The 8,970-nt window shown below is 69.7% G+C and carries 9 protein-coding genes and 1 pseudogene; 4 read left to right on the forward strand and 6 right to left on the reverse strand.

Annotated elements, in window-relative coordinates:
• Positions 1-32 precede the first annotated feature (32 nt).
• The 3 genes and pseudogenes from ACFWGZ_RS36300 to ACFWGZ_RS36310 all read right to left on the reverse strand — a co-directional run bounded on the left by ACFWGZ_RS36300 (position 33) and on the right by ACFWGZ_RS36310 (position 2,843).
• Positions 33-299, reverse strand: a complete 267-nt coding sequence (locus tag ACFWGZ_RS36300; RefSeq protein WP_382456120.1) for an ACT domain-containing protein — start codon at positions 297-299, stop codon at positions 33-35.
• Positions 299-2,017 (reverse strand): annotated as a pseudogene (locus ACFWGZ_RS36305) (acetolactate synthase large subunit); the annotation flags it as partial. The gene ACFWGZ_RS36300 and the pseudogene ACFWGZ_RS36305, both read right to left, overlap by 1 nt.
• A gap of 10 nt (positions 2,018-2,027) precedes the next feature.
• A complete protein-coding gene (locus tag ACFWGZ_RS36310) occupies positions 2,028-2,843 on the reverse strand; it encodes an AfsR/SARP family transcriptional regulator (RefSeq protein WP_355302632.1) in 816 nt (271 codons plus the stop codon).
• A 569-nt stretch (positions 2,844-3,412) separates the two neighbouring features.
• Here ACFWGZ_RS36310 and ACFWGZ_RS36315 point away from each other — a divergent pair.
• Complete coding sequence (locus ACFWGZ_RS36315; protein WP_382456121.1) at positions 3,413-4,327, forward strand: sensor histidine kinase; 915 nt, start codon at positions 3,413-3,415, stop codon at positions 4,325-4,327.
• Positions 4,328-4,384: 57 nt separating this feature from the next.
• On the opposite strand, the gene ACFWGZ_RS36320 is transcribed toward ACFWGZ_RS36315, so the two are convergent.
• The 3 genes from ACFWGZ_RS36320 to ACFWGZ_RS36330 form a co-directional block, all read right to left on the reverse strand.
• Positions 4,385-4,990, reverse strand: a complete 606-nt coding sequence (locus ACFWGZ_RS36320) for a DNA-binding response regulator (RefSeq protein WP_382456126.1) — start codon at positions 4,988-4,990, stop codon at positions 4,385-4,387.
• A gap of 249 nt (positions 4,991-5,239) precedes the next feature.
• Positions 5,240-5,920: an SDR family NAD(P)-dependent oxidoreductase gene (locus tag ACFWGZ_RS36325; RefSeq protein WP_382456122.1), complete on the reverse strand. Its 681-nt coding sequence runs from the start codon at positions 5,918-5,920 to the stop codon at positions 5,240-5,242.
• A 66-nt stretch (positions 5,921-5,986) separates the two neighbouring features.
• The gene (locus ACFWGZ_RS36330; RefSeq protein WP_382456127.1) at positions 5,987-6,577 is read right to left on the reverse strand and encodes a TetR/AcrR family transcriptional regulator; all 591 of its coding nucleotides are present in this window, start codon (positions 6,575-6,577) and stop codon (positions 5,987-5,989) included.
• Positions 6,578-6,664: 87 nt separating this feature from the next.
• Here ACFWGZ_RS36330 and ACFWGZ_RS36335 point away from each other — a divergent pair, with 87 nt between their 5' ends.
• From ACFWGZ_RS36335 to lipA, 3 genes are read left to right on the forward strand one after another with little or no spacing between them, the layout of a single operon-like run.
• A complete protein-coding gene (locus ACFWGZ_RS36335) occupies positions 6,665-6,976 on the forward strand; it encodes a hypothetical protein (RefSeq protein ID WP_382456123.1) in 312 nt (103 codons plus the stop codon).
• A 10-nt stretch (positions 6,977-6,986) separates the two neighbouring features.
• Positions 6,987-7,877: an oxidoreductase gene (locus tag ACFWGZ_RS36340; RefSeq protein ID WP_382456124.1), complete on the forward strand. Its 891-nt coding sequence runs from the start codon at positions 6,987-6,989 to the stop codon at positions 7,875-7,877.
• A 53-nt stretch (positions 7,878-7,930) separates the two neighbouring features.
• Complete coding sequence (lipA, locus tag ACFWGZ_RS36345; protein ID WP_382456125.1) at positions 7,931-8,932, forward strand: lipoyl synthase; 1,002 nt, start codon at positions 7,931-7,933, stop codon at positions 8,930-8,932.
• Positions 8,933-8,970 lie beyond the last annotated feature (38 nt).

Consider the following 8,970-nt stretch of genomic DNA (forward strand, 5'->3'; position numbering starts at 1 on the left):
GGGATCTCCCGCCGAGCGCTTCCGTCTGTCGATCAGGCCGGGAGGTCGAGCGCCTCGTCGTGCGTGCGGTCGACCACGCTCTTCACGTCGACGATCCGGCCGAGCTGCTTCACGAGCTGCGCCGGCGTGCGGCCGGGTTGCAGCGCCACGTCCACGTCCAGGCGCGACAGGTCTCCCCGCCCGGCCGGGCCGAGGCTCAGCGACTCGACGTCGACCCCGCGACTCGAGAACAGCACCACGATCCGCGCCAGCGCGCCGGGTTCGTTGCGCAGCAACAGGGACAGCGAATGTCTCGTCATCATTCCACCTCGTCGAACAGGGGCCGGATGCCCCGCGCGGCCATGACCTCGTCGTTGCCCGTGCCCGCGGCCACCATCGGCCACACCTGGGCGTCCTGCCCCACCACGAAATCGATCACGACGGGCCGGTCGGTGACCGCCATCGCCTGCAGGATCACGCCGTCCACTTCGGACTGCTCGGTGCAGCGCAGGCCGACGCAGCCCAGCGCGTCCGCCAGCTTCACGAAGTCCGGGTGGCGGTCGTGCGTGCCGAGCCGGGTGTTGGAGTACCGGCCGCCGTAGAACAGGGTCTGCCACTGGCGGACCATGCCGAGGTTGCCGTTGTTGATGATCGCGACCTTGACGGGGATGCCCTCCGCCGCGCAGGTCGCGAGCTCCTGGTTGGTCATCTGGAAGCAGCCGTCGCCGTCGATCGCCCACACCGCCCGGTCCGGCGCGCCGGTCTGGGCGCCCATCGCCGCCGGCACCGCGAAGCCCATCGTGCCCGCACCGCCGGAGTTGATGAACGAGCCGGGGCGTTCGTACTTCACGTACTGCGCCGCCCACATCTGGTGCTGGCCGACGCCTGCGGTGTAGATGGCCTCGGGACCGGCGAGCATGCTGATCCGCTCGATCACGTACTGCGGGGCGAGCATGCCGTCGGACGGCCAGTCGTAGCCCAGCGGGTACGTCGTGCGCAGGCCGCCCAGGTAGTTCCACCACGCCGTGAGGTCCGGCGCCCGCGTGACGACGGCCGAAAGCGCGGCCAGCACGTCGCGGCAGTCGCCGACGATGCCGACGTCGGCCTTGCGGTTCTTGGAGATCTCGGCCGGGTCGATGTCGGCGTGCACCACCGCGGCGTGCGGGGCGAACTCCGGCAGCAGCCCGGTGACCCGGTCGTCGAACCGGGTCCCCAGCGCGATCAGCAGGTCGGACCGCTGCAGCGCGGCGACGGCGGGCACCGTCCCGTGCATGCCCGGCATCCCCAGGTGCAGCCGGTGCGAGTCCGGGAAGGCGCCGCGCGCCATCAATGTGGTGACGACCGGGATCCCGGTCTTCTCCGCGAGCTTCAGCAGCTCCGGCGCCGCACCGCTGCGGATCACCCCGCCGCCGACGTAGAACACCGGCCGCTTCGAGGAACCGATGAGCTGAGCCGCGTTGCGGACCTGCACCGGCGAGATCACCGGCCGCGCCGGTGTGGTGAGCACCGGCGGTGCGTAGGTCGTGGCGGCCGCCAGCACGTCCTTGGGCAGGTCCACCAGCACGGGGCCCGGCCGCCCCGAAGACGCGAGAGCGAACGCCTCGGCGATCACCCGCGGAATCTCGGCCGGGTCGTGCACCTGGAAGCTGTGCTTGGTGATGGGCAGGGTGATGCTGCGGATGTCGGCTTCCTGGAAGGCGTCCGTGCCGATCACCGACCGGGCGACCTGCCCGGTGATCGCGACGATCGGCACGGAGTCCATGTACGCGTCCGCGAGCGGCGTCACCAGGTTCGTGGCCCCGGGTCCCGATGTCGCCATGCAGACGCCGACCCGTCCGGTCGCCTGCGCGTACCCCTGCGCCGCGTGCCCCGCGCCCTGTTCGTGGCGCACCAGCACGTGGCGGATCTTCACCGAGTCGAGCAGCGGGTCGTAGGCGGGCAGGATCGCCCCGCCGGGCATCCCGAAGACGACCTCGCAGCCGACGTCCTCCAGCGCCTTGACCAACGCACCTGCACCGGTGGTGTCCACGGTTGCTCCCGACCTCTCGTCAGCCCGCGAGCTGGCGCTCCAGCTGGCGAGGGGACAGCGGCTTGTCGAGCGACGGCTCGGAGCTCAGGATCGCCCGCTGCAACTGACGCAGCCTTTCGGACGGCTCGAGCCCCAGCTCCTCGATCAGCGTGTCCCGCAGCGACTGGTACGCCTCGAGCGACTTCCACTGCCGGCCCGCCCGGTAGAGCGCGAGCATGTACTGCGCGCACAGGTTCTCGTGCATCGGGTGCTGCGCGGTGAGCACCGACAGCTCGCTCAGCAGCGACTGGTGCTTGCCGAGCTGGAGGTCGGCCTCGATGCGCGTCTCCAGGACGCCGAGCCGGCTCTCCTGCAGCCGGGTGACCTCCATGCCCAGGCGGACGCCGATCTGCACGTCCACCAGGACCGGTCCGCGCCACACCTCGGCGGCGCTGCGCAGCAACCGGCTCGCGGACTCCAGGTCGCCCACCTCGAACGCCCGCTGACCCGCGCTCGCGAGCCGCTCGTAGCTGCGGACGTCGACGCTCTCCGGCGGCACGTCCAGCATGTAGCCGCCGTACCGGGTCACCAGGACGTTCTTCGCGACACCGGGACCGTCGCCCGGCATGGCCGCCTCGATGCGCCGGCGCACCTGCAGCACGTAGGTCTGCAGCGTCGTGAGGGCGCTGCGCGGCGGTGTCATCCCCCAGAGCTCTTCGATCAACGTCGGGACCGTGACGACGTGGCCCGCCTGAAGTCCGAGCAGCGAGAGCACCTGCCTGGGCTTCACGGCGCTCGGTGCGATCGAGACGCCGTTCTCCCGTGCCTCCAGCGGTCCCAGAACCTTGATCTCCATTGGAGCCTCCCCTGCTCAGCGGCGGTCGACTTGGTCGTGCCACAAGTTCACCTGAGCCGGGCTATCGCCCGCCACGTATCCCGCCACGACTCTGAGATGGCGAACTACTGCGTCGGACGTGAGAAATTCATATACCCAAACCGTATCTTTGGGTGATCAAGCGGACACATGCCGTGACGACCGTTCGGAAATACTCAGCCATTGGCGTGACATTGACTCGCGAATCAATGCACTTTCACCTCCTTAACCGATTCAGACGCAGTCCTGATCCGCTCGTGTCTGTCTAGTATTCGGCTTGAGCGCGCGCCCAGTGGCGCGTTTGCTCTGGAGCGGGTGCTCTTGGGGGGCACGTGAATACAACGCCTGCGATACCGAGATACCGCGCGATCATCGTCGCGGTGTTCGTGGCGGTCTGCCTGACCGACCTCACCCGCGCGCTACTTCACGCGGGCGAGACCACCGAATTGGCGGTGTCGCTCATTGATTTGGCGCTGCTTGTCCTGCTGCAAGTGTCGTATTTCCGGCATCTGAGCGCTTTGCGACGACACCTCACATTGGCCGCTCAGATCGTGCTCCTCGTTCTTCCCTGTGTCGTCTTCGGGCATTCCTGGGCGGGTGTCGCGGGCCTGGTCGCGGGCAACGCGCTGCTGGTCCTGCGGCCGGTGTTCGGCTGGGCCGTGTTCGTGGCCGTCGTGGTCGCCACCGGTCTCGCCGAGGCGGCGCTGGGCGAGGTGATGATGGCGACCGCGGCCATCGCGCTGCTGCTCGCGGGCCTCGCCACGGGCTTCGCCACCCACCGCGACTGGCCGGCGCCCCCGCCTCCCGCTCCCCCGGTCGCCGTCGTGGTGCCCGACGCCGTCGTCACGACCGCCGCGGTCGCCGCCGAACGCGTCCGCGTGGCCCGCGACCTGCACGACCTGCTCGGCTACAGCCTCAGCGCGATCAAGCTGAAGAGCGAGCTGGCCCAGCGGCTCGTGTCGGGCAGCCCGGACCACGACTGGGAGTACGTGCGCGAGCACATCAGCGACATCGTGGCCATCACCCACCACGCGCTGGCCGACGTGCGGTCCCTGGCCCGCGCCTACCGCCCGATCTCGCTCGCGACGACGTCCGACTCGGCCAAGGCGATGCTGGCGGCGTCGAACATCGACGCCCGCGTCGAACTCGACCACGACCCGCTGCCGGAACCGGTCGAGACCGTCCTCGCCGCCGTGCTGTGCGAGGCCGTCACGAACGTCCTGCGCCACAGCGAGGCCAGCACCTGCACGATCGGCGTGCGGCAGTGCGGCACCACGGTCCTGCTGGACGTCATCAACGACGGCGCCGCCGACCGCGCCGCCACCGCCGACTGCAACGGCGTCCGCAACCAGGCCGAACGCGTCCAGGCCGCCGGCGGCACCTTCACCGCCCGCCACGTCGGCGACGGCTCGTTCCACGTGCACGCCGCCATCCCGGCGATCCCGGTCACCCCGCTCACGCCCTGACCGCCCGCCGCAGGCGTTCGACGGTGAACGCCCGCCGCGAGGACGGGGCAGCGGGGGCTAGAACCAGCCCGACTTGCGGGCGATGCGCACCGCGTCGACCCGGTTGCGGGCGTCGAGCTTCGCCGTCGCCGCCGTCAGGTAGTTGCGGACGGTGCCGACGGACAGGAACAGCGTCGTGGCGATCTCCATGGCGTCGGCGCCGTCGGAGGCGAGCCGCAGCACCTCGAGCTCCCGCGGCGTCAGCGGGCAGTCGTCGGTGTCCCAGGCGGACAGTGCGAGCTGCGAGTCGATCACCCTTCGTCCTACCGAGACACCGCGAATGGCGTCCGCGAGCTCGTTCACGGGCGCGTCCTTGAGGATGAAGCCGTTGACGCGCGCGTTGAGAGCACGCCGCAGAGTGCCCGGCCGGCCCAGGCTCGTGAGAATGAGCGTGCGCGTCTCGGGAACGGTGTCGTGGATCACCGTGGCCGCGGAAAGACCGTCCATACCGGGAAGGTCGATGTCCAGCACCGCGACGTCCGGCTTGTTCTTCGCTACGGCCGCGACGATTTCGTCACCGGTTGCGACGGACGCCACGACCTCGATATCCGGTTCGAGATTCAACAAAGCGACCAAAGCGCCTCGGACCATTTGCACGTCCTCGGCGAGCAGCACTCTGATCATCCGCCCCCCTCTTACCCCCAGGTCACCAATTCGAGTTTTACACTCGGTGACCGTGCGGGCAAGCAGTGGGACCGGGTGCGCGGTGCGTTGCTCCAGATGCGCGAGAGGCAATTGGGAACACTAATCGGCGGATGACTTGCCGTTACCGCGCGCTCACAGCCCGATGAGGAACCGAATCGCGAACCGGGGCGGCTCGAGCGATGTCCGATCTCGCGGTGGTACCCGCGATTCGGCCTCCGGACCGCCGGTTCACCGCGTTTCGCCCCACCGCTCCAGCAGTTCGAGACCGCCGTCGACGGTGATCACCTGACCCTGGATCCACGCGGCCTCGTCGGTGCAGAGCAACGACACCGCGTTGGCGACGTCCTGGGGCAGGGTGACGCGGCCGGACGGGCTCTTGATGGCGAGCCGGTCGACCATCTCCGGGTCGATGTTCATGGGGCCGTTGTCGACGACCGTGGTGACGACGGCGTTGACGGCCACCTTGTACCAGGCCATCTCCAGGGCCAGCGTCCTGATCACGCCGTGCACCGGCGTGACCGCGTAGCCGGCGATCACCACGCGCCCGCCGTCCTGCAGCGCCTTGGCGAGCGGCTCCACGATGTTGAGCAGCGGGGTCAGGTCGGGCGACTCGGCGTGGTGGACGAAGAAGTCCAGCTGGCCGCGCTCCTGCTTGATCCGCTCGAGCAGGGTCCGCACGGCGTGCTCGTCCTGGACGTCCAGCCCGGTGATGGCGACCGAGCCGGGCTTGCCCGCGAGCACGAGCTTCGCGCGCTCCAGGTCGACGTCGTCGTCGGAGGCCGTGAGGATGACGTGGGCGCCGCTGTCGCAGAGCTTGCTCGCGATGGCGAGCCCGAGCCCGTGCGTCCCCGACGTGACAAGGGCGATCTTGCCGTCGAGTCCCAGGCGCGTGTTGACCGGTTCGATCATGATGCTGACCACCTCGTTGTCCGCGTGGTGATCGACGTTCCGCCCGGCTGCTAGGGGCGCGCTCGACTACTTCTTGCGCAAACCCTCCAGAACGCGCAGGATCGCTCGTTCGACCTCGCGCCCGGTGCGCTTCGGGTCGGACGAGCTCGCGATGGTGCCGGCGGCCGCGGACAGCGCCCCGAACAGCAGCCGGGCCATGATCTCCACCGGTGCCTCCTCGATCTCGCCCGCGTCCACGAGCAGCTGCACGGCCGTGCGGAGCAGACCGAAGCTGAAGTGCTCCTCCGCCTCGCGCCAGCGCTCCCAGCCCATCACGACGGGCGCCTCGTGGACGATGATCCGCTGGTACTCCGGCTCCAGGCACTTGCGGACGTACGCGCGCACGCCCGCGATCGCGGTCTCCCAGGCGGGCCCGTCGGCGGTGACCACCGCGGTCAGCGACTCGATCGACTTCGTCTCGACCTGGGTGAAGGCCGCCTCGAACAGCGCCTGCTTGCCGCTGAAGTGGTGGTAGAGCGCGCCTTTCGTCACACGGGCGCGCTTCACGACCTCGTCGAGCGAGGTCGCGGCGTACCCGCGTTTGGTGAAGAGGTCGACCGCGCTGTCGACGAGCGCCTGCCTGGTCGACTCCGAGTACTCGGCACGCCTTGTTCGCACCGGCGAAACGTAGCTCACATACCGACGGTACATACCGGTGGTATGGTCATGTCATACCGACAGTATGCGAGAGACCGGGGGTACGAAATGGGCTGGGCAGACCACTACCGCCGCCGTGACGCGCTCGACGCCGTGCTGCGCGACGCCCGGCACGACCCGTCCGCGCCGCTGATCGTGGATCCGGACGTCTTCGGCTCGCTGCACGACCTGCTGCTCGCGCTCGACCACCGCTGGCAGAACAAGCTCACCGCCCGCATGGAGGCCGCGGCGCTCGAGGGCCGGGTCGACGAGGCCGTCGTCACCGCGGAGCTCGCCGCCGCCGAGCCGGTGCTGCGCGCGGTGCTCGACACACACCTTTGTCCCGGCACGGCCTTCCGCCCGGCAGTTACCGGACGGTAGGAATGACGGCATGAGCCGCTGGACCGAAGCCGACGTCCCCGACCAGACCGGCCGCACCGTCCTGGTGACGGGCGCGAACTCCGGTCTCGGTCTGCGCACCACCCAGGTGCTCGCCGCCAAGGGGGCCCACGTGCTCATGGGCTGTCGTTCGGTCCAACGAGGTGAGGCGGCGCGACGCACGGTCAACGGGTCGGCAGAGGTCGTCGAACTCGACCTCGCCGACCTCCACTCCGTGCGCGCGGCAGCGGAAAAGGTCGAGGCACTGGACCTCCTCGTGAACAACGCCGGGATCATGGCCGTCCCCGCCGGACTGACCGTCGACGGCTTCGAGCGCCAGTTCGGCACCAACCACCTCGGGCACGCCGCGCTGACGTTCCTGCTCCTGCCCGCGCTGAGGCAACGCCCCGGCGCGCGCGTCGTCACCGTCTCGTCGGTGATGCACCAGTACGGCCACATGGACTTCGACGACCCGAACTGGGAACGCCGCCCGTACAGCGCGCGTGGGGCCTACGGGCAGTCCAAGCTGGCCAACATCCTGTTCGCACGCGAGCTGGAGCGCCGTTCGCCGGACGTGACGTCCATCGCCGCGCACCCCGGCGCGACGGTCACCGAGCTCACCAACAACATGGCGAGCGCGCACAACTCGGTCCTGGTCCGCGTCGGCGGCAGGATCAGCCACCTGTTCTCCCAGACCGTCGAGATGGGCGCGCTGCCCCAGCTGTACGCGGCGACCTCCCCGGACGCGCGCGGCGGCCAGTACTACGGCCCGGACGGCTTCCAGGGACTGCGCGGCCACCCGGCGGTCGCGCGGATGACCGCCGCGGCCCGTGACGACCTCGCCGCCAACCGCCTGTGGGACCTCACGACCAAACTGACCGGGATCACACCGGATCTCCCGTAGCGCTCGAGCGTGCGTGACGCCGGACACGCGAGGTCGCGGCGTAGGGTGAGGTGGTGACTGTGGTACCGGAGGGTCGGAAGCTGCTGCGGCTCGAGGTCCGCAACAGCCAGACGCCGATCGAGAAGAAGCCGTCCTGGATCAAGACGCGCGCGAAGATGGGCCCCGAGTACCGGGAGCTCAAGGGCCTGGTCAAACGCGAAGGCCTGCACACGGTCTGCGAAGAGGCCGGCTGCCCCAACATCTACGAGTGCTGGGAAGACCGCGAGGCCACGTTCCTGATCGGCGGCGAGCAGTGCACGCGGCGCTGCGACTTCTGCCAGATCGACACGGGCAAGCCCGCCGACCTCGACCGCGACGAGCCCCGCCGCGTCGCCGAGTCGGTGCAGGCGATGGGCCTGCGCTACTCGACCGTCACCGGCGTCGCCCGCGACGACCTGGCCGACGGCGGCGCGTGGCTCTACGCCGAGACCGTCCGCCAGATCCACGAGATGAACCCCGGCACCGGCGTCGAGCTGCTGATCCCGGACTTCAACGCGGTCCCGGAACAGCTCGCCGAGGTCTTCGAGTCGCGTCCCGAGGTGCTCGCGCACAACCTGGAGACCGTGCCGCGGATCTTCAAGCGCATCCGCCCGGCGTTCCGCTACGAGCGCTCGCTCGACGTCATCACCCAGGCCCGCGAGTTCGGCCTGGTCACCAAGTCCAACCTCATCCTCGGCATGGGCGAGACCCCCGACGAGGTCACCGAGGCGCTGGCCGACCTGCACGACGCGGGCTGCGACATCATCACCATCACGCAGTACCTGCGCCCCTCGCCGCGGCACCACCCGGTGGAGCGCTGGGTGAAGCCCGAGGAGTTCGTGCAGCACAAGGAGACGGCCGAGGAGATCGGCTTCCTCGGCGTCATGGCGGGCCCGCTGGTCCGCTCGTCCTACCGCGCCGGCCGCCTCTACGCGCAGGCGAAGCAGGCGCGCGGCGAGGAGCTGGCGGAGAACCTCCAGCACCTGCTCACGGTGTCGGCGTCGCAGGAGATCACGAGCCTGCTCGCCCCGCGCTAGTCCTTCACGCACAGCACGAAGGCCCAGGTCATCAGACC

This window comes from Lentzea sp. NPDC060358, from assembly GCF_042725365.1.
Classification (GTDB): domain Bacteria; phylum Actinomycetota; class Actinomycetes; order Mycobacteriales; family Pseudonocardiaceae; genus Lentzea.

What these genes read in the sequence shown, in the direction of transcription:
- ACFWGZ_RS36300 (WP_382456120.1), bottom strand. Translation starts at nt 299, where the DNA reads ATGACGAGACATTCGCTGTCCCTGTTGCTGCGCAACGAACCCGGCGCG.
- ACFWGZ_RS36310 (WP_355302632.1), bottom strand. Translation starts at nt 2,843, where the DNA reads ATGGAGATCAAGGTTCTGGGACCGCTGGAGGCACGGGAGAACGGCGTC.
- ACFWGZ_RS36320 (WP_382456126.1), bottom strand. Translation starts at nt 4,990, where the DNA reads ATGATCAGAGTGCTGCTCGCCGAGGACGTGCAAATGGTCCGAGGCGCT.
- ACFWGZ_RS36325 (WP_382456122.1), bottom strand. Translation starts at nt 5,920, where the DNA reads ATGATCGAACCGGTCAACACGCGCCTGGGACTCGACGGCAAGATCGCC.
- ACFWGZ_RS36335 (WP_382456123.1), top strand. Translation starts at nt 6,665, where the DNA reads ATGGGCTGGGCAGACCACTACCGCCGCCGTGACGCGCTCGACGCCGTG.
- ACFWGZ_RS36340 (WP_382456124.1), top strand. Translation starts at nt 6,987, where the DNA reads ATGAGCCGCTGGACCGAAGCCGACGTCCCCGACCAGACCGGCCGCACC.